The sequence below is a fragment of the Tardiphaga sp. 709 genome, assembly GCF_032401055.1.
Classification (GTDB): domain Bacteria; phylum Pseudomonadota; class Alphaproteobacteria; order Rhizobiales; family Xanthobacteraceae; genus Tardiphaga.
In genome coordinates, this window is the sequence record NZ_CP135529.1 from 2993972 (window position 1) to 3011795 (window position 17824).

Annotated in this window: 17 protein-coding genes; 3 read left to right on the top strand and 14 right to left on the bottom strand. The window is 62.0% G+C overall.

All coding sequences use genetic code 11. The features are described from left to right. Window positions 1–57 precede the first annotated feature (57 nt). Window positions 58–1071, top strand: a complete 1014-nt coding sequence (locus tag RSO67_RS14725) for an LLM class flavin-dependent oxidoreductase (RefSeq protein WP_315844039.1) — start codon at window positions 58–60, stop codon at window positions 1069–1071. A gap of 6 nt (window positions 1072–1077) precedes the next feature. Here RSO67_RS14725 and RSO67_RS14730 read toward each other — a convergent pair whose 3' ends face one another. The 4 genes from RSO67_RS14730 to RSO67_RS14745 form a co-directional block, all read right to left on the bottom strand. Further along, on the bottom strand, window positions 1078–2439 hold the full coding sequence (locus tag RSO67_RS14730; RefSeq protein ID WP_315844040.1) for a carbohydrate porin: 1362 nt from the start codon (window positions 2437–2439) through the stop codon (window positions 1078–1080). Between the two features lie 5 nt (window positions 2440–2444). Next, window positions 2445–3476, bottom strand: a complete 1032-nt coding sequence (locus RSO67_RS14735) for a transporter (protein ID WP_315844041.1) — start codon at window positions 3474–3476, stop codon at window positions 2445–2447. A gap of 139 nt (window positions 3477–3615) precedes the next feature. Next, window positions 3616–4389, bottom strand: a complete 774-nt coding sequence (locus tag RSO67_RS14740; protein ID WP_315844042.1) for an acetoacetate decarboxylase — start codon at window positions 4387–4389, stop codon at window positions 3616–3618. A 36-nt stretch (window positions 4390–4425) separates the two neighbouring features. Then, window positions 4426–5208, bottom strand: coding sequence for a 3-hydroxybutyrate dehydrogenase (locus RSO67_RS14745; RefSeq protein ID WP_315844043.1), 783 nt, complete (start codon window positions 5206–5208; stop codon window positions 4426–4428). A gap of 205 nt (window positions 5209–5413) precedes the next feature. Here RSO67_RS14745 and RSO67_RS14750 point away from each other — a divergent pair, with 205 nt between their 5' ends. Then, window positions 5414–6574 carry a patatin-like phospholipase family protein gene (locus RSO67_RS14750; protein WP_093758150.1) on the top strand — a complete coding sequence of 387 codons (1161 nt, stop codon included), beginning with the start codon at window positions 5414–5416 and terminating at the stop codon, window positions 6572–6574. Window positions 6575–6684: 110 nt separating this feature from the next. On the opposite strand, the gene RSO67_RS14755 is transcribed toward RSO67_RS14750, so the two are convergent. The 8 genes from RSO67_RS14755 to RSO67_RS14790 all read right to left on the bottom strand — a co-directional run bounded on the left by RSO67_RS14755 (window position 6685) and on the right by RSO67_RS14790 (window position 15853). After that, on the bottom strand, window positions 6685–8313 hold the full coding sequence (locus tag RSO67_RS14755; protein WP_315844044.1) for an inorganic phosphate transporter: 1629 nt from the start codon (window positions 8311–8313) through the stop codon (window positions 6685–6687). Between the two features lie 136 nt (window positions 8314–8449). Continuing rightward, window positions 8450–9109, bottom strand: coding sequence for a hypothetical protein (locus RSO67_RS14760; protein ID WP_315844045.1), 660 nt, complete (start codon window positions 9107–9109; stop codon window positions 8450–8452). A 103-nt stretch (window positions 9110–9212) separates the two neighbouring features. Continuing rightward, a complete protein-coding gene (locus tag RSO67_RS14765; protein WP_068729285.1) occupies window positions 9213–9461 on the bottom strand; it encodes a hypothetical protein in 249 nt (82 codons plus the stop codon). 114 nt (window positions 9462–9575) lie between these two features. After that, the gene (locus RSO67_RS14770; RefSeq protein WP_315844046.1) at window positions 9576–11570 is read right to left on the bottom strand and encodes an ATP-binding protein; all 1995 of its coding nucleotides are present in this window, start codon (window positions 11568–11570) and stop codon (window positions 9576–9578) included. Between the two features lie 59 nt (window positions 11571–11629). Further along, the gene (locus RSO67_RS14775; RefSeq protein ID WP_315844255.1) at window positions 11630–13117 is read right to left on the bottom strand and encodes an ATPase domain-containing protein; all 1488 of its coding nucleotides are present in this window, start codon (window positions 13115–13117) and stop codon (window positions 11630–11632) included. 90 nt (window positions 13118–13207) lie between these two features. Next, a complete protein-coding gene (locus RSO67_RS14780) occupies window positions 13208–13981 on the bottom strand; it encodes a thioesterase family protein (protein ID WP_315844047.1) in 774 nt (257 codons plus the stop codon). Between the two features lie 24 nt (window positions 13982–14005). Next, a complete protein-coding gene (locus tag RSO67_RS14785; RefSeq protein ID WP_068729293.1) occupies window positions 14006–14974 on the bottom strand; it encodes an NAD(P)H-dependent flavin oxidoreductase in 969 nt (322 codons plus the stop codon). A 234-nt stretch (window positions 14975–15208) separates the two neighbouring features. Next, the gene (locus tag RSO67_RS14790; protein ID WP_315844256.1) at window positions 15209–15853 is read right to left on the bottom strand and encodes a glutathione S-transferase; all 645 of its coding nucleotides are present in this window, start codon (window positions 15851–15853) and stop codon (window positions 15209–15211) included. A gap of 155 nt (window positions 15854–16008) precedes the next feature. Between RSO67_RS14790 and RSO67_RS14795 the strand changes: the two genes are divergently transcribed. Continuing rightward, window positions 16009–16572 (top strand): TetR/AcrR family transcriptional regulator, encoded by a 564-nt coding sequence (locus tag RSO67_RS14795; RefSeq protein WP_315844048.1) that lies wholly within the window; start codon window positions 16009–16011, stop codon window positions 16570–16572. Window positions 16573–16574: 2 nt separating this feature from the next. On the opposite strand, the gene RSO67_RS14800 is transcribed toward RSO67_RS14795, so the two are convergent. After that, the gene (locus RSO67_RS14800) at window positions 16575–17162 is read right to left on the bottom strand and encodes a hypothetical protein (protein ID WP_315844049.1); all 588 of its coding nucleotides are present in this window, start codon (window positions 17160–17162) and stop codon (window positions 16575–16577) included. Between the two features lie 46 nt (window positions 17163–17208). Further along, window positions 17209–17790, bottom strand: coding sequence for a YqaA family protein (locus RSO67_RS14805; protein WP_089267665.1), 582 nt, complete (start codon window positions 17788–17790; stop codon window positions 17209–17211). Window positions 17791–17824 lie beyond the last annotated feature (34 nt).

Consider the following 17824-nt stretch of genomic DNA (forward strand, 5'->3'; position numbering starts at 1 on the left):
CCGGCTGGCAATCGGCCCCAGCCATGCCCACATGGCAAGGGCAATGGGAGCCCCAGCATGACCGCACTTTCGATCCTCGACCTCGTCCGCGTTACCCAGGACACCGATGCGCGCGGCGCGCTCGACAATTCCAGGGATCTCGCCGGTCATGCAGAGCGCTGGGGCTATCAGCGCTTCTGGGTCGCCGAACATCACAACATGATCGGCATCGCCAGCGCCGCGACCTCAGTGGTGATCGGCCATATCGCAGCGGGGACCAAAACCATTCGCGTCGGTGCCGGCGGCATCATGCTCCCGAACCATGCCCCCATCGTCATCGCCGAACAGTTCGGCACGCTGGCGCGGCTGTTTCCCGGCCGCATCGATCTCGGCCTCGGCCGCGCACCCGGCACCGACCAGATGACCATGCGGGCGCTGCGCCGCTCACTGCAGAATTCCGACAATTTCCCGCAGGACATCCAGGAGCTGCAGGCCTATTTCGCACCGGCCGGCCCAAACCAGCGCCTGCAGGCGGTGCCTGCCGCAGGCACCGACGTGCCGCTATGGATTCTCGGCTCCTCGACCTATGGTGCGCAGCTCGCCGCGGCGCTCGGCCTGCCCTACGCCTTCGCCTCGCATTTCGCGCCCGACCAGTTGCTGCAGGCCCTGCAGATCTATCACCAGCACTTCGAAGCCTCCGAACAGTCGACGAAGCCGCATGCGATGGTCGGCGTCAATATCATCGCCGCCGACACCGATGCGGAAGCGAAGCGGTTGTGGACCACGCAGCAGATGTCGTTCACCAACATGTTCCGCGGCACCCGCGGGCTGAGCGCGCCGCCGATCGACGATATCGAGACCTACTGGGCGCCGGCCGAGAAGATGCAGGCCATGGGCATGCTGCGGCGATCGATCATCGGCTCCAAGGAAACCGTGCGCGCCGGCATCGCTGCGCTGGTCGAGGAGACCGGCGCGGATGAGCTGATGATCGTCTCCGACGTCTACGACCACGCCACGCGGCTCAAGTCCTATGAGATGATTGCCGACGCCGCTGCGGGTCTCAACAAGACACCCGCTGAAACGGCCTGCTGAGACGCTTCAGAAATTGATGGTGGTGCGGACGCCGAATACCGCGGCGTCCTTGATGCGCTTTGTCTGCGTGGCATCGTTGGGATCGACGGCGCCGCCAGCCGGATGCATCACATATTGAAACACCGGCTGCACCGCCACGCCCGGCGCGACCGCAGCGAGATAGGTCATTTCCAGCACGGCTTCGAAATCGCGAATGGGCGTCGCGATGCCGGTGAAACGCTGTACGTCACGGTCGAGCCCGCGGGCACCGTCAGAAACGCGCGCATAGGTCATGGCGATGCCGAACTTGTCGTCGGGCCGCTCGGCCGAGAAGCCTGATATCTGGATACCGCCATCGAGATAGAAGCTGATCAGGTTGCGATCCGACGGGCTGATCGACGTGCGCGCAAAGAAGCCGATGCCCTTGTCAGGCCCGAGTGCGCTGAAGGCGAGCCGCTGTTCGTAAACGGCGAAAACGCCGCTATTGCCGCGCCGCATCAGCGGTTCACCGGTGCCGGCTGGATCGGCCTGCGACAGGCCCTGCGCGGTCCAGCGCTCGTCATCGAATTCGGCAAGATGCACCCAGCCGCCTCCGGTGATCGATCCGGGCAGCTCAGACGGCCCGAGCTTGTAGCTGTATTTCAGCTGCCCGATGATCCACGGCGGATCGTTGACACGAAATGCGAGACCATGCGCGTTGGCAATTTGCGGATCATTCGGGCCGGGCGCGGCCGCACTGCCATTGAACACCGCCAGATAGGCCGTAAACGCATCCGACAGACTAGCCTTGAATCGAACGCCCGGCACGGCGAGCGGCGGCGACGGTCCGCCCGCCGGCAGGATCACGCCGGTGATGCCGGGCCAGCCCAGCGCCGAATTGACGAAGATATCGTCATACTTGCTGTCGATGAATTCGATATCGGAGGGTTGCTGACCGACCTTCACCAGCAGTTTGCCGCCGAACAGCGACTGTTCGATCCAGAATTCATAAAGCCGCGTCGCCGGCAGCGCCTCGATGCCGCTGACCAGCATCAGATTGCCGATATAGTCGCGCGACAGGCCAGGTCCGTGGATCTGATAGACATTGGCGTGAAAGGTCGCGCCGCTCCAGCCGACCGCCTTGTCGAGATCGACATCGACGCCGAAATCGAAACGCCCCTCATAGACCGCACCACGCCGGATGCCGCCGGAGGCATTACCGAGCGCCTCGCCGATATAGGTGGCTGACAGTGCAACGCCCCATTCGGCGAGCCGGTCATTGATCGGCTTCAGGCCGTTATCGCGCCAATCGCCGGCATACGCAGATGACAGCGAGAGCGTCCCAAACGCGACAAGGCCGACGAGCACCATCATCGCACGGGCCATCCAGCACGGAAACACACCAACCATGATAGCTACCTGATGATCTTGAGGCGCTTCATCACGGCATAGGCCGATGCTGACGAAATCAATATCAGCGCGCCCGCCCAGAAAAATCCGGTTTCAACATCGGTCAGCGGCAGGCCCTTGGTGTTCATTCCGAAGATGCCGGTGACCAGCGTCGGCGGCAGCAGCAGTGCGGTGAGTACCGAGAGCACACGCAGGCTTTCATTGCCGCGCTCCTCGATCTGCAGATGCAGCTCTTCCTGCAGCAACCGGCTGCGCTCGCGCATCTCGACCACATTATGATCCAGCCCGTCGAGCCGCTGCGCCAGCTTGCCGGCGCGCAATTGCAGCGCAGGCTTCAGCTCGCGCTGACCTTTGGCCTCAAGCCGCTGGAATACGATGCGCAGCCCGGAAAGCTGCCGATGCAGCCGCACGCAGGTCCGGCGCAGACGACCGAGTTTCTGCAGCATGTCCCGCGAATCGCCGGAGACCACCTGTTCCTCGATCTCGTCGAGCGACAGCGCCAAACTGTCGGCGACCCCATCCATGGTGTCGGCGACATTCTCCACGATCGTCTCAAGCAGCGAGGCCATGCTGTCGATACGCTGGCCCTGCTCAAGCGAACGACGCGTGGCATCAACGGCACACAGCGCATGATGACGGCCGCTGATCAACAGGCGTTCGGTCATCACGAAGCGCAGATAGCCGGTGTCTTCGGTTGCCTCGTCGATATCGCGCAACAGGTCCGAGATCACGCCATAGATGCTGTCGTCGGTGGCATGGAGCTGCTGATAGGTGTCCTTGGACAGCAGCAAGGCACGGGCCTGCTCCGGCGCGTGCAGGGAGATCTGCGCCAGCCATTGCAGCGCGCGCGCGTCAGTCAGGTTGAAATGCAGCCAGAGCAATCCGCCATGGGCAATGTCGATACCCGCATCGACCGGCAATGGCTCGGGCTTGCCGTCGGAATGGATGCGGAAGGCCCAGACCAGACCCGGAATCCGATCGGCCGAGCCAAGTGTGGACGACACCGCCGCAGTTGTGACCGGCACTTCAAGCTGCATCGGACACCCACCGTTTTTCACGCCACGCCATACGCATGCGCCACCAAAAAAATAGAATATCTGCCTGCGGCTCTCCGACTGTGTCAGTCCGCCGCAGGCACTTAATGACACCCTTGTTACAGGGATATGTCAGCCACCGTTATTCGGCGGCTTCGGCGAGCGCGTCGCTCTGCTTGTTGTAGTCATGGACGACACGACCATAGGGCAGTGTCAGATCGGCCAGGAAATGATGCGCACCGATCACACGGCGCACCGGAAAGTCGGCGACCGGCGCATTCACGTGCGGGACCAGATGCAGGCGTCCCGGGCCGAACCATGAGCCCTTCACAGTGATATCAGTCAGGTTGATCGCTACCAGCTGACAGACTTCCGCGCTGCCATCGACGCCGGGGATCAGCTTCAGATTGATTTGGGTCTTGGAGAGCGTGGCGTGCGTCGCTTCGCCATTGCCGGCCATGGCGCCGTGCTTGTAGGCCATCGTGCCCATGGCAACCTGCTGCCCGGCATATTCCAGCGTGCCGGTCAGCGTGTCCTTGACCACTTCAAGCTTCGGATGCGCGTATTTCTTCGGAAAGCCCCAGATCTCGCGGCCGGCGGCGATCGGCGGATCATCGTCCAGATACATCTGCGAGACGAAATTGACGTCCTCACCCTTGAAACGCGCGGGGATCACGAGGCCCGTTTCCGTATAGCTGCCGAAGCCGGATGAGTCCGGCATCTTGATCCACTCATAATGCACGATGGGCTGTTCGATCGGCTCCAGTGGCTCGGGCAAACCCATCCGGATCAGGTCCGGATCGGTCTCATAGGTGATGACGAGGAATTCGCGATTGATGAAGCGATAGGGACCGGCGGGATAGCTCGGGCCGGCCATCGGCATCGACGGCAAACGGAGGATGTCTTCCTGGCGCATCGGAAACTCCTTGGGTGTGAAATCGCTGGATTGAACTCAGTGCGCTATCCACCCGCCATCGACCGGCAGCGTGATGCCGGTGATCGAACGGGCGTGGTCGGTGCAGAGGAAATTGACGACCGAAGACAGTTCTTCGACGGTCACGAAACGTTTGGTGGGCTGGGCGGCCAGCAGCACGTCGGAGATCACCTGCTGCTCGGTGATGCCGCGCGCCTTGGCCTGCTCCGGGATCTGCTTTTCGACCAGCGGCGTCATCACATAACCCGGGCATACCGCATTCACGGTGATGCCGTGTTCGGCGACTTCCAGCGCCGCCGTCTTGGTCAGACCGGCAATGCCATGCTTGGCCGCGACATAGGCCGACTTGAACGGCGAGGCAACCAGCGCATGGGCTGAGGCGATGTTGACAATGCGGCCCCAGGACTTCGCCTTCATGTGGGGGATGGCGAGACGTGTGGTGTGAAACGCACTCGACAGGTTGATCGCCACGATCGCATCCCATTTCTCGACCGGGAATTCCTCGAGCGGCGCGACATATTGAATACCGGCATTGTTGACCAGGATATCGACACCACCGAATTCCTGCTCGGCCTGCGTCATCATCGCCGCAATGTCGTTGCCGTCGGCCATGTTGGCGCCGCTATAGAGCACCCGAACCTGATGGCTATCAGCGATCTCGCTGCGGATCGCCTCGATCTCATTGGCATCGCCGAAGCCGTTGAGCACGATATTGACGCCACTGGCCGCGAGGCCGCGCGCGATACCAAGGCCGATGCCGCTGGTGGAGCCGGTGATGATGGCGGACTTTCCAGACAACATGCGCGCAGCCCTTCGTAAGCAAACGTTAATATCTGCTGCTTTGCTAGCGATCCTGTTTGACGGCGGTATGAGGAATTTCCTTCAGCCGCGTGACGCGTTTCATGGACTGATGCGCAGTCCTCGAATTTGCTATTTGTCACAACGCCGTCACTGCTCATCTGAATTCTGCCGCGAACATCATGTGATCGTTGAGGAGAAGACCCAGATGGATGCGCGGACACCCGATTCAGATACGACTGTCGAGACCGGCTGGCGCCCCGACCGCTGCGATCGTGTAGCACTGGTGCTGCAGGGCGGCGGCGCCCTCGGCGCCTATCAGGCCGGCGTGTATCAGGCGCTCCATGAGCAAGGCATGGAGCCGGACTGGGTGTGCGGCGTATCGATCGGCGCGATCAATTCGGCGATCATCGCCGGCAATCCGCCGGAAGATCGACTGGAGAAGCTGCAGATTTTTTGGGACCGCATCACCGCCCGCAAGGTCTGGCACTACACACCGGACGGCGACGTCTACCGCAAGGCCCGCAATCTCGCGAGCTCGTTCATGACCACGACCCTCGGCCAGCCCGGTTTCTTCAAACCGCACGAGGTCAATCCGTGGTTCAGTCCGGCCGGTGCGAAGACGGCGACGAGCTATTACGACACCTCGCCGCTGCGCGACACGCTACTCGAACTGGTCGACTTCGACCTGATCAATTCGCGCAAAACCCATTTCGCCGTCGGCGCGGTCAATGTCATCACCGGCAACTTCCTGTATTTCGACAACAAGAAGGAAGTCATCGCGCCCGAACACGTGATGGCATCAGGCGCACTGCCGCCAGCTTTGCCGATGGTGAAGATCGGCACTGATCATTTCTGGGACGGCGGCATCGTCTCTAACACGCCGCTGCAGCACCTGCTCGACCAGGAAGACAGGATGAACTCGCTGGTCTTCCAGGTCGACCTGTTCAGCGCCCGCGGCGTGCTGCCGCGCGATATCCAGGAGGTTCTGGCCCGGCACAAGGACATCGTCTATTCGTCCCGCACCCGCCACAACACCGACATCTACCGACGTATGAACAATCTGAAGTCGGAGCTCTACAAGGTGCTACAGCGCATTCCCGACGACCAGCTCAGCGACGAGGAGCGCGCGCGGCGCGACAGTCTTTCGGATCTGCCGGAGATCACCATCCTGCAGATGATCTATCAGCAGAAAGCCTATGAAGGCGATTCCAAGGACCACGAGTTCTCGGCGACCTCGATGCGCGAGCACTGGCAGAGCGGCCTCGACGATACCCGCCGCACCCTGAAGCGCCGCGACTGGCTGGCGCTGCCGGAGCAAGGCAAGGGCATCGTGGTGCATGACGTGCATCGCGAGAGCAGTTCCTGATCGACGATACGTCCCAATAAAAAATGGCCCGCGCAGATGATGCGCGGGCCTTTTCTTTGGCGATTTGAAAGAACGAGGCCGCCGCGTTTCCGCAGCGGCCTCGTCTGTTCTCAGAACAGCTGGCTGAACAGCACGTAGAGGCTGGCCGAGAGCATGATGGCGCAAGGCAGCGTCAGCACCCAGGCCATCAACAGGTTGCGGATGGTGGCCATCTGCAGGCCCGAACCATTCGCCGCCATGGTGCCGGCGACGCCGGACGACAGCACGTGGGTGGTCGAGACCGGCAGGCCGAAGACGTCAGCCGCGCCGATGGTCGCCGCAGCCACGAGTTCGGCCGAAGCACCCTGCGCATAGGTCAGATGCGTCTTGCCGATCTTCTCGCCGACGGTGACGACGATGCGCTTCCAGCCGACCATGGTGCCCAAACCGAGCGCGATGGCCACGGCGATCTTCACCCAATCCGGGATGAACTTGGTCGCGGCATCGAGCGAGCCTTTATAGGCATTGAGCGTCGCGACATCTTCCTTGTTGAGGTCGTTTTCCTTGTCCTTCATCAGGAAGCGGATGGCTTCCGATGCGAGATACATGTCGTTACGGGTGTTGCCGACGGATTCCGCAGGCACCTTGTCGAGCGTGCCATAGCTGCGGACCTGATCGCCGACCTGCTGCACGAGAACGGCGAGCGACGGATAGGTGCCTTCGCTGATCTTGCGCTGCGAGACATAGGTGGTCACCGCCGGACGGGGATCGCCGATGATGCTGTGGCCGGCACCCTTGGCTGCGATCACCTTGGCGGCCGCGATGGAGTTGACCTGGAACTGGGCGACGCGGGATTCCGGCAATGCGCGGTTCAGCGCATAGGCGGTCGGCACGGTGCCGATCAGCACCAGCATGATCAGGCCCATGCCCTTCTGACCGTCATTCGAACCATGCGCAAACGACACGCCGGTGCAGGTCGCGATCAGGATGCCGCGGATCCACAGCGGCGGCGCCTTGTTGCCATCCGGCGCTGCGTACAAAGCGGGGTTACGCACGAGGAATTTCAGCACCAGCAGCAGGATGGCGGCGCAGGCGAAGCCGAACAGCGGCGACAGCAGCAGCGCATAGCCGATTTCGGTGGCCTTGCCCCAATCGACGCCCGAGGTGCCGTCACGGCCGCGCATCAGCGCATTGGCAATACCGACGCCGATGATCGAACCGATCAGCGTGTGCGAGCTGGAGGCCGGCAGGCCGAGATACCAGGTGCCGAGATTCCAGATGATCGCTGCGATCAGCAGCGCGAACACCATGGCAAAGCCGGCGCCGCTGGAAACCTGCAGGATCAATTCCACCGGCAGCAGCGAAACGATGCCGAAAGCCACCGCGCCCGTGGAGAACAGCACGCCGAGGAAGTTGAAGAAGCCTGACCACATCACGGCGAATTCCGCCGGCAGCGAGTGGGTGTAAATCACGGTGGCCACCGCATTGGCGGTGTCATGGAAGCCGTTGACGAATTCGAAGCCGAGCGCGATCAGCAGCGCCACGAACAGCAGGAGGTAAGGCAGATAGCTGGTGACGCGGGTGCCGGTGGCATTGACGTCCACATAGATGCTGTAGGCGACGAACAGGAGGCCGGCGGCGAGAATGCCGAAAAACAGGATCATCGTCAGCGGGTTGAAGCCCTTGTCGAGATTGGGCCGCGATGCCGGCTCGACTGGCCCGCTTCCGGAAATGGGTTGATTGAGTGTGAAATCGGTCATGAAACGCCCCCGTTACAGGTTAAGAGGCGTTAATCTCTGCACCACGGATGCGAAACCCGGATGACAGGCGCGACAATTTGTCTGTTACGGGTTGCGACAGTCATGCGTCGCCGGCGGACCGGCATGTGACAGGCGCTCAGATCGCCGACGCGACCTTTTCGAGTCCGATCATGCGCGCCAAAGCACGGACTTCGCGCTTCTGATCCTCACGCAACTGGAACAGCAACGGCATCGCAGCAGACTTGAGTTGCTGCACCTCGTCGCTATCGGGATCGATCGGCGGAGCGCCGGCTGAAGAATTGGCCTGTTTGGTCTCGTGGATCCTGCGCGCCACGTTGCGCAGCGCCGCTTCGACGCCGGGCCAGTAGGATTCCTGCGATGCGGTCAGATTGAGCCGCGTCTTGATCGCCGAAATCTGCGCATCGCTGAGCAGCGTATAGGTCTTCTGCACCGGCTTGGCGGTCGGCTGCGGCACCACGATCGGCGCAAGCAACGTCGAACCGGGTGCTTCGATCGGACTGTCGGATGCAAAGGCTTGGCGCAACGGACTGCCGTCAACGCTCGGGACCTGCTGCGGATCGAGCGACGCCATCATGGCGCCGGCGACTGGCAGCCTGTCTTTCTTGCCTTGGGAGTTGGAAACCGGTCCACGCGACACCGCGACCGAATTTTGCGCGGCACTGTCGTCATATGACAGCGACAGCGATGGGATGCTATCGCGACCGAGGATGCTCGCAACAGCCACGCCGGTCAGCAACAGGCAGCCCAGCACAAGAAGGGTCAGCGCACGCGTCAAGCCAGTCTCCGAAATTCAGGACTACCAGAGGTACCTGTCCTCACAAATGGAGATTAATTAAGGCCTAACCATACCATAACGGTGTTATAATACTTCTAGACGCTCAGGCGGCGTTGGCGAGAACATAGGCTTCCTGGATGTCGCTCACGATATCGGAGGCTTCCCACAGCGCATCCGGGGCGACCGATTGCATGCTGATGGTCCAGTTCGCGCCCTTTCCGGCGCGGGGCGTACTGACGATGTCGAACTGCACCTCGCGGCACAGCGGATGACGGCCGAAAGCTGCGGCCACGCGTGCTTTGATCTCCTCGATCGTGGCCGGCGTCTTCGCGAAATAGGCTTCGATATCCATGATGGCCCCTGAATCGGTTGATTCCCGATCAGGGCATTGTTGGTTCCACAGGATTTAACGAATGGTTAATTTCGCTGCGCCGTGAGCAGATTGATACCACCGCTGCGGGGAGGCTCAGCCCAGCAGTTGATCGAGCCGATCCCGGAGCTGATCCTGATGATACGGCTTGGCAAGCCGCGGCAGATCGACTTGAGCGCCTTCGGGCAAATCCGCATAGCCAGTGGCGAGCAGGATCGGCAGCGATGGCCGCATTTCGCGGGAATAAGCCGCAAGCTCGATGCCCGTCATGCCGGGCATCATGTGATCGGTCATCATCAGATCGAGCGGCTCGTCGCTTTTCAAAATCTCCAGCGCATGCCGCCCCGAATTCGCGGGGATCACACGATGGCCGAGATCCTCCAGCATCTCCGTTGTCGACATCGCGATGAGGGGATCGTCATCGACGAACAGGATCACGGCAGAGCGCGCGGCATGGCGCATGACATTGGCCGTATCGACCGCCTCCGGCTTCCTGTCGGTGACCGGCAGCACGAGGGTCGCCGTCGTTCCCTTGCCGACGACGCTCGATAGATCGAGCGTGCCGCCAAGCTGTACAGCCAGACCGTGCACCATGGACAGACCGAGACCGGTCCCCTTGCCGACCGGCTTGGTCGAGAAGAACGGCTCGATCGCCTTCTTCAACGTCTCCGGCGACATGCCCGCGCCATTGTCGATGATCGACACCTTGAGATAGTCGCCGGGCTTCAGAACCGGGTCGCCCTTGCCGACCCGGTGCTTCTTCACTTTGATATCGATGGAGCCGCCGTCCTGCATGGCGTCGCGCGCATTGATCGCGAGATTGAGGATGGCGAGTTCGAGTTGATTGGGATCGATCTGCGCCCGCGGCAAATCGTCGGGAATATCGAGACGCAGCGCGACGCGCGGCCCGAGCGAGCGCTCGAGCAGATCGCTCATGCCGCGGACCAGGGCACCGAGATCGACGGCCACGGCTTTCAGATCCTGCTGCCGTGCAAAGGCCAGTAGCCGCTGCGTCAGCGAGGCGCCGCGCTCGGCGCCCTGCATCGCGCCATCGACCAGTCGTTTCAGGCGCGGGTCGTCCGGCATGCGCTTGCGCAGCAGATCGAGATTGCCCATCACCGCCATCAGCAGATTGTTGAAGTCATGCGCGACGCCGCCGGTGAGCTGGCCGATGGTCTCCATCTTCTGCGCCTGACGCAGTTGGTCCTGCGCCTTCTCGCGCGCCGCGACTTCCTTCATCAGGTCGTTGCTGCGTTCCTCGACGCGCTGTTCGAGCGTCGCCGTGAGCTCGGCAAGCGCGGACCGCTCCGCCGTCAACTGCTCCAGCAAATTGTCGCGATCGATATCGGCAGACTTCCGCGCCGTGATATCGACGGAGACGCCGACCAGCGTTTTCGGCTTGCCATCAGGCCCACGGACCATGCGCGCACGCGTCTCGACCCAATGCACCGAACCGTCCGGCCAGATATTGCGGTATTCGACATTGTAGTCCGCGCCGGCCATCAGCGTCGCATCGAGCGCCTGCTGGCGTTGCTCGCGATCATCGGGATGAACCGCGGCCTGCAACTCGCTGAACGTGAACGACTGATCCGGCCGGCGGCCGAAGCATGCCTTGGTCGTATCCGAGACCTCAAGCCGAAGTTCGGGCAGATGCAGTTCGAGCGTGCCGAGCCGTCCCGCATCGAGCGCCGTCTGCAGCAGCCCCTGACTGTCGCCGAGGTCTTCGAGAATGGCACGCGTCTGATATTGACGCCGGCGCGCGCGGACGGCCGAACCGACGATCGAAATCAGGGTTGTCGGGTGAAACGGGCGCTCGATGAACGTCACATTGCCGAGCAACTGTCCGAGCCGCGCGGCATCCGGGTTGCGCTCCGGTCCGCCGCCCTGACGCGTCAGCAGCACGATCGGAAAATCGGACCACGACGGTTGATCGTGCAGCCAGTTGCCGAGGCCGCGTAGGTCGACGGTCTTGATCGCCTCGTCGGCGATCACGGCAACACCGGCGCCGCCCTTGATCTCCTCGAGCAGCGACAGGAAGTCCTCGCACGGCTGCGCGTAAAAACCGGCCTCGCGGATCAAGGCGGCAGCCACTGCAGAATCACGCCCTGTGGGAGCAAGGATGACAGCGCGTTCGGAGGAACGTCCCGGTTTCACGCCGAGGATCCCTCGAGCAGAGCGCTTTGACCACTATAGATGGGTACGCCGCGCAACACGCCCTGGAATTCGCTCAGCGGCGCGCCGATTGTGAGACCTCGCCCGTCGATCCGGTACTCGCGAATGGTCGACTCATGCGCGCCGGTTCGCTTCTTGATCACAGACATCGCGCGGCGCACGCTGCCGCGTGCCTCGAAGTAACGGAGCAGGATCACGGTATCGGCGAGATAGGTGACGTCCACCGGCGCCTTCATATCGCCGACGAGGCCGTGCTGCGCCACCGTCATGAAGGTCGCTGCGCCCCTGCGGTTGAGATATTGCAGTAGCTCATGCATGTGCAGGATCAGCGAGTTCTCTTCCGGCATCGAGGCCTGATAGCCATTGAGACTGTCGATCACGACGGTCTTGATGTTGTGCTCGTCGATCTGACGACGGACGCGATGCGCAAATTCACCCGGCGACAATTCGGCGGCATCGACCTGCTCGACGAACAGATGCCCGCTTTCCTGCATGGCGGCGAGATCGATTCCGATCCCCTTCATCCGATCGAACAGCAGTCCAAGCTCCTCGTCGAAGATAAACATGGCCGCCTTCTCGCCGCGCTTCACCGCTGCGACCACGTTGACGATCGCGGTCAGCGATTTGCCCGTGCCTGCCGGCCCCAGGATCAATGTACTCGAGCCTGTTTCGATACCGCCGCCGAGCAGTTGATCGAGCTGCGCAATGCCGCTCGACTTGGTCTTGCGATCCATGCTGTTGCGGAATTCGGACGCGACCAACCGAGGAAAGACGTTGAGGCCGCCCGTGGTGATGGTGGCATCGTGGTAGCCGCCGCGAAACTTGACACCGCGATACTTGATCACCCGCGCACGCCGACGTTCGGCACCGTAGGAGGGCGCCAGTTCTTCCAGCCGCAGCACGCCATGCGCGACGCTGTGCACTGTCTTGTCGGCCACTTCCGCCGTGAGGTCGTCGAGCAACATCACCGTCGTGCCGAATTTCGCGAAGTAATGCTTGATAGCCAGTATTTGGCGGCGATAACGCAGCGAGCTCTGCGCCAGCAGCCGGATTTCCGACAGGCTGTCCAAGACGACCCTGCTCGGCTGAGTGCGTTCCACGGCCTCGAATATCTGCTTGGTGGTTTCGCCGAGTTCGAGGTCGGACGAATAGAGCAGGCTCTGCTGCTGATCCTCGTCAAGCAGGCTTTCCGGCGGCAGGAGCTCGAAGACTTCAATGCTTTTGTCGAGGGTCCAGCCATGGGACGCTGCGCCATCGCGCAACTCACTCTCGGTCTCGGAGAGCGTGATGTAGAGACCCTTCTCTCCGACCCGCGCGCCCTCCAGCAAGAACTGCAACGCGACCGTGGTCTTGCCTGTCCCCGGCGCGCCTTCGACCAGAAAAATGTGACCTCGGGAGAATCCGCCGGAGAGGATATTATCCAATCCCCAGATGCCGGTCTTGGCTTTGTCGTCCTGCACGTGCATCGAACTCATACTGCCCCCTGACGCGCGATAACCGGGGCAATATCAATCGGTTCCCTGTCCAGGACAAAAATTCTAAAAGCGCGCCGATCGTCAACGTTTCTCAATAACCAGGCTCTGCACTGCCCGGCCGAAATAACCATTGATATCGGCGAGCTTCGACGCAGCAAGACCGGCGCCATCCGGCCCGATCCAGCTCTCCCCGTCCAGCAGGATCCAGTCACCCACCGGCGGACGTGACAGGCTCACGGTGAGATCGGCATTCAGGAAGGTCCAGTTGTCGAAACTCAGCACCGGTGACGAGCCGTTGCTGAAGTCGGCCGCGATCACGGCACGCATCACCTGCGAGAGGCCAGCGCCTTCGACGATCGGCCGGTTGGCCCGGTACCAGATCGCGCCCGGCCCCAGCGACAGGAAGCCGCCGCGCACCGCGCGAATGGTCATGCCGGTCACGAAGGGACTGCTGGCGTAACGCGGCTCAAGCAACCCGCCCTGATCCGGCGGCGGCACCGTGACCGGCGGATCAGTGACCTCTGGCGGCAGCGGCTGTGCCTCCGCCCTGATCTTCAGCACCGTCGCACGCACCACGACTGTGCCATTCGCCATCAGTCTGACGCCAACGAGCTGAATCTTGCGGCCTTCCCGCAGCACCTCGGTCTCGAAGGTGAGGGGCGCCACCGGCACCGGCCGCAACAAGTCGATGGTGACACGCGTCACATGCATCGGGCTTGCGGTGGGCATCTGCTCGGCAAGCCATGTCACCAGCGCCGATGGCGCCGAGCCGTGCTGCATGGTCTCGTTCCACGGACCCGCAGCATGCGGGCTGGTGACGACATGGTTGCCGTCCACGCGATAGATAGCGTCCATCAGATCGGCCTTCTCAATGCAGGATCAGAGCGGCGGATCGATCGCTTCGTCGTATTCCTTCTTGAAGCGCGCAACGAGCTCGGCCACCGGCACGACCTTCGACACGCTGCCGATGCCCTGGCCGCTGCCCCAGATTTCCTTCCAGGCCTTTGGCTTGGCACGCTCGCCTGACGCGTCGGTGCCAAAATTCATCTTGGTCGGATCGGACTCCGGCAGATTGTCCGGATCCATGCCGGCGGCGACGATGGACGGCTTCAGGTAGTTGCCGTGAACGCCGGTGAAGAGATTCGAATAGACGATGTCTTCCGAGCCGGAGGCCGCGATCATGTCCTTGTAGCCCGGCACCGCATTGGCTTCGGTGGTGGCGATGAACGCCGAACCGATATAGGCGAAGTCGGCACCGAGGATACGCGCGGCGCGAATGGCGCGACCGTTGGCGATGGCGCCCGACAGTGCGATCGGACCGTCGAACCACTGCCGGGTCTCGGCGACGAACGCGAGCGGCGAAATCTCGCCAGCATGACCGCCGGCGCCTGCCGCAACGAGGATCAGGCCGTCAGCCCCCTTCTCGATCGCCTTGTGCGCGAAACGCTGGTTGATGACGTCATGGAACACGATGCCGCCCCAGGCATGGGCTGCCTGATTGAGTTCCTCACGCGCGCCAAGCGAGGTGATCATCATCGGCACCTTATGCTTTTCGCAAAGCGCCATGTCCTGCTCGAGCCGGTTGTTGGACTTGTGCACGATCTGGTTGACCGCGAAGGGTGCGGAGAGCCGATCCGGATGCGCCTTGTCATGCGCGGCGAGTTCTTCCTTGATCCGGTGCAGCCACTCATCGAGCAGCGCCGCCGGACGTGCATTCAGCGCGGGAAACGCGCCGACGATTCCAGCCTTGCACTGCGCGATGACGAGATCTGGCACCGAAATGATGAACAGCGGCGAACCGATCACGGGCAGCGACAGGCGGTTCTTGAACAAAGCCGGCATCGACATGGAAAATTCCTCGACTTCTTTTCTTGATTTGTGCGCGATCGGGCGCGCCTGCCCCCGGTCGATCCGGGAGGCCGCCGGACGATGCCAGAAGCCTGGGGCGGATGGCAATTGCGCTGCGGCAGAAAAAGCCGGGCTGAACGGCGTTGGTTTCAGTACGCGGAATAATGGGGCGCCCCACTATCCAGGTGGCGCCCCATTATCGGGATGACTGATCGATTATCGGCAAGCGCCCGATCAAGCGGGTTCTGACATCGTCACACGATTCTTGACGCTGGGACGCTCGTTCATCCTTGCGTACCAGGCGTGGAGAGCCTCGTACTCCGCAGGCACCTCGAGCTTCACGAGACCGGCGAAGATCAAACCGCCGATTACCGTGATATCGGCCATCGAGAAAAACTCGCCGGCAATGAACGGCTGCTTTTTCAGCACCCCGTCAAAGTACGCCATCCCCCTGAGGGCCTTGTCGCGCTGACGAAAGCCCCATTCCGCATTCTGATAAATCTCGACATCGGGTCCGAGCCCCGGTGTGGCGTGGTGAAAATAGACGCTAATGGCGTCGAGCAGCTCCAATTCGGCACGCTTGCTCATCATGTGGATCGTGCCCTTCTCGCGCGGCGTCCTCCCGGTGAGCACGGGCGCGCCGTCAAGCGCGTCGAGATATTCGGTAATGGCCGTGCATTCAGCGATGAGGGTCCCGTCGTCGAGTTCGAGCACCGGCAACGTGCCTGAATAGTTCTTGGCGAGGAATTCGGGCTTCTTGTGCTCGCCTTTCCAGAGATCAACCGACACGAACTGGACGCGCGACTGAAGGTTCTTCTCCGCCAGAGCGATCCGGACACGTCCGGGATAGGGCCCGGTGTGCCAATCGTGAATTGTCATCATCGGCAGCTTTGTCGCGTCGCCATTGGAGATCTGGGTTTTCATTAATTTATCCTACCTATCAGTTGGTAGGCTAATTTATGGCTTTGATTTACAGGCGTCAACGCCTATCTATCGCTTGGTAGGCTGCAGACACGGGGTTGTGAGACCGGGACATGAGTTCGAATTCCAGGGAAGCCATTCTGGCGGCAGCCAAGCTGACCGCGCAGGCCCATGGCTACAGCGGCCTGAATTTCCGCGATCTCGCGGCAGAGGTCGGCATCAAGGCCGCGAGCATCTACCACCACTTCCCGAGCAAGGCCGATCTCGGCGCCGCCGTCGCCAAGCGCTATTGGGAGGACTCGGCCGCCTATCTGGAGGCGCTGCTGGCCGAGTCCACCGATCCGGCCGCGTGCCTGCGCCAATATCCCGGCACGTTCCGCAAGGCGCTGGAGAGCGGCAACCGCATGTGCCTGTGCAGCTTCATGGCCGCCGAATATGACGACCTGCCTGAGCCGGTGAAGAAAGAGATCCAGACCTTCACCGATATCAATGTGGCATGGCTGAGCAAGGTTCTCGTCGCTGTGACCGCCGCGAGCCCTGAGAAGAGCGAATCGCGTGCGCGCGCCATCTTCGCTGCCATCACCGGCGCCCAGCTGATGGCAAGAAGCCGCGCGGATGTCTCGCTCTATGACGCGCTCATCGAGAGCTATCGCGTCGCGGGGCTCCTGCCGGCATAGACCTACTGGCAGAGCGCCTGGGTGACATAATTTTCCGTCTTGCAGTCACCCGGCTCCGGCGCGCGGCCGGGGATCATGGCCCTTGGCGAGCAGCTTTGCGCTGCGTCGGTGTCGAGGCTCTTGCCGTCCTTGAAGCCCTTGCTCTGACATAGTTTGTCCGAGGCCACCTTGCAGTCGGGTGCGCCATTGGCAGCGACCGGACAAACCACCCTTCCCTTCACCACCGTGTTCAGCTTGGTCAGGCTGTCGGTGCCGAGCGACGGCATCGCGGGGAGCGACGGCAGCAGCGAGGTGGAATTCTTGAACAGCTTGCCGATCTCGTTGAACAGGCCGGGATTCTCGGGCGCCGGGGGCGGTGACGGCGGCGGCGCCTGTTCAGCCATCGGCGCCGGCGCGAAAGCCGCGGCAGGCGGGGGTGGCGCCGAGGGAGCCGGGACAACCTGAATCGTGATCGACTTCTGCGGCATCGGTTGCTGCTGCATGGCCTGCGACCAGGCACACACGGTGGCTGCGCCGACGGCCAGCGCCGCGATCGCAGCGACGACGCAGTTGCGGGTTACCGGAGCAAACAGACAGGTCAAATTGAACATGATGCGAAATGTATCCCGGCACCTGTGCCGGGGGAAGCATCCAGATCTAGAACAGCCGGAATGCGATGATGAAGCCGAGCACCAGAACGCCGACGCCCAGCGCAACCCACAGACCCAGACGCTTCTCGATGGTCTCGCGAATCCACACGCCGTACCGGTTGAGCAGGATGGCGACGACATAGAAGCGCACGCCGCGGGCAACCACCGACAGCGCGATAAACATCCAGATATTATAGTTGGCGAAGCCTGACGTGATGGTGACAAGCTTGTAGGGGATCGGCGTCAGCCCCTTCAGCAGGATGATCCATGCGCCATATTCGGCATAGCCGGCGCGGAATGCCTCGACCTTGTCGCCATAGCCATAGAAATGAATGACCCATTGGCCGACGGAGTCATAAAGCACCGCGCCGATGAGATATCCCACCACGCCGCCAAGCACTGAGGTGATGGTGCAAATGCCCGCATAGAGCCAGGCCTTTTGCGGCCGGGCCAGCGCCATCGGAATCAGCATCACATCCGGCGGCACCGGAAAGAACGAACTTTCCGCGAAGGACACGATGCCCAAAATCCAGAGGGCATAGGGCTTGTGGGCGGCGTCGATACACCAGTCATACATTCGTCTGAGCATGGTCCGCGATGAACCATCCTGACGCCGATTTGTC

Coding starts and splice junctions, on each gene's coding strand:
- RSO67_RS14740 (WP_315844042.1), bottom strand. CDS start 4,389: ATGCGCCAGGAAGACATCCTCCGTTTGCCGTCGATGCCGATGGCCGGC.
- RSO67_RS14755 (WP_315844044.1), bottom strand. CDS start 8,313: ATGACCGATTTCACACTCAATCAACCCATTTCCGGAAGCGGGCCAGTC.
- RSO67_RS14735 (WP_315844041.1), bottom strand. CDS start 3,476: ATGCAGCTTGAAGTGCCGGTCACAACTGCGGCGGTGTCGTCCACACTT.
- RSO67_RS14725 (WP_315844039.1), top strand. CDS start 58: ATGACCGCACTTTCGATCCTCGACCTCGTCCGCGTTACCCAGGACACC.
- RSO67_RS14765 (WP_068729285.1), bottom strand. CDS start 9,461: ATGGATATCGAAGCCTATTTCGCGAAGACGCCGGCCACGATCGAGGAG.
- RSO67_RS14805 (WP_089267665.1), bottom strand. CDS start 17,790: ATGCTCAGACGAATGTATGACTGGTGTATCGACGCCGCCCACAAGCCC.
- RSO67_RS14745 (WP_315844043.1), bottom strand. CDS start 5,208: ATGTTGTCTGGAAAGTCCGCCATCATCACCGGCTCCACCAGCGGCATC.
- RSO67_RS14780 (WP_315844047.1), bottom strand. CDS start 13,981: ATGGACGCTATCTATCGCGTGGACGGCAACCATGTCGTCACCAGCCCG.
- RSO67_RS14775 (WP_315844255.1), bottom strand. CDS start 13,117: ATGCACGTGCAGGACGACAAAGCCAAGACCGGCATCTGGGGATTGGAT.
- RSO67_RS14790 (WP_315844256.1), bottom strand. CDS start 15,853: ATGACAATTCACGATTGGCACACCGGGCCCTATCCCGGACGTGTCCGG.
- RSO67_RS14785 (WP_068729293.1), bottom strand. CDS start 14,974: ATGTCGATGCCGGCTTTGTTCAAGAACCGCCTGTCGCTGCCCGTGATC.
- RSO67_RS14730 (WP_315844040.1), bottom strand. CDS start 2,439: ATGGTTGGTGTGTTTCCGTGCTGGATGGCCCGTGCGATGATGGTGCTC.
- RSO67_RS14795 (WP_315844048.1), top strand. CDS start 16,009: ATGAGTTCGAATTCCAGGGAAGCCATTCTGGCGGCAGCCAAGCTGACC.
- RSO67_RS14800 (WP_315844049.1), bottom strand. CDS start 17,162: ATGTTCAATTTGACCTGTCTGTTTGCTCCGGTAACCCGCAACTGCGTC.
- RSO67_RS14750 (WP_093758150.1), top strand. CDS start 5,414: ATGGATGCGCGGACACCCGATTCAGATACGACTGTCGAGACCGGCTGG.